The following is a 1,139-nucleotide window of genomic DNA, read 5'->3' as shown; positions in this document are numbered from 1 at the left end:
CTGTCGCAAACGGGGGCGAGTTCGGTGAGGACGCCGCGGGCGTCCTTCACGGCCTGGCAGGCGAAGACGATGGCGACGTGGTCGCCCTGCTCTTTCGCGGCGCGGATGGCGGCGGCGAGCGTGGCGGCGCCGCCGGGATTGTGGGCGGCGTCGATCCAGATCGCAGCATCACCACTCAGCGGGCCATGCTTGAGGCGTTGCAGGCGCGCGGGCCATGTCGCTTCGCGCAGGCCGGCGGACATGTGTTGCGCGGTGATGCGCGTGTCGCCGATCGCTTCGATGACGGCGCAGGCGGCGGCGGCGTTCTGGCCCTGATGTTTGCCGCGCAGGCCGAGCCAGGGCGTGCGGACAGTGAGCTTCTTCGACTGGTAGGTGAAGGCTTCGCCCTCCCACGTGGCTTTCCAGTCGTCGCGGGCGACGATGATGTTGGCGGCAGCGGCGCGGGCTTCCTCGCGCAGGACGGCGAGCGCGATGGCCGGTTGTTCGGCGATGATGGCGGGGACGCCTTCGCGGAAGATGCCGGCCTTCAGGCGCGCGATGGCGGCGACGCCGGAGACGCCGAACATGGATTCATGGTCGCGGCTGATCGGCGTGACGACGGTGGCGGCGGGGCGGGCCATGACGTTGGTAGCGTCTGTCGCGCCGCCGGCGCCGACTTCGATGATGGAGAGATCGGCGCGGGTGTGGGCAAAGAGGCAGAATGCAGCGGTGGTGAGGGCCTCGAAATAGGTGAGGCCTTCGGTGCGGCGGGTGATGTCGGACAGGACTTCGGTGAGGGCTTCGTCGTCGACCAGCTTGCCGGCGACGCGGATGCGTTCGTTGACGCGGATGAGATGGGGCGAGGTGAAGACGTGGACGGTGAGGCCCGCGGCTTCGGCCATGGCGCGGATGAAGGCGCCGGTGGAGCCTTTGCCGTTGGTGCCGGTGATGTGGATGGCGGGCGGGATGCGATCCTGCGGGTCGCCGAGTTCGACGAGCGCCTTGCGGATCTGGGTCGTGCCCCAGGCCGGGGAGACGCGGCCGGCCGCGTTGTCGCGGAAGCGGTCAAGTTCGGCTTGCACGAGGGCGGCGTCGGCCAAGTCCTTAGTCTCCAGATCGTGCGCGCCCCCAAATCCGCGCGCGAGTTATGTAGGGAGGGT

At 69.4% G+C, this 1,139-nt stretch carries 1 protein-coding gene; it reads right to left on the bottom strand.

What is annotated here, in order from left to right; all coding sequences use genetic code 11:
* The coding region (locus EON91_RS14520; protein ID WP_292096130.1) for a Mur ligase family protein at nucleotides 1–1,079 on the bottom strand (1,079 nt) is incomplete at its 3' end.
* Nucleotides 1,080–1,139 lie beyond the last annotated feature (60 nt).

The sequence above is a fragment of the Brevundimonas sp. genome, assembly GCF_004210735.1.
Classification (GTDB): Bacteria; Pseudomonadota; Alphaproteobacteria; order Caulobacterales; family Caulobacteraceae; genus Brevundimonas.
Note: the sequence above shows the minus strand (reverse complement) of the source record. Positions and strands in the feature narration are given on the sequence as shown.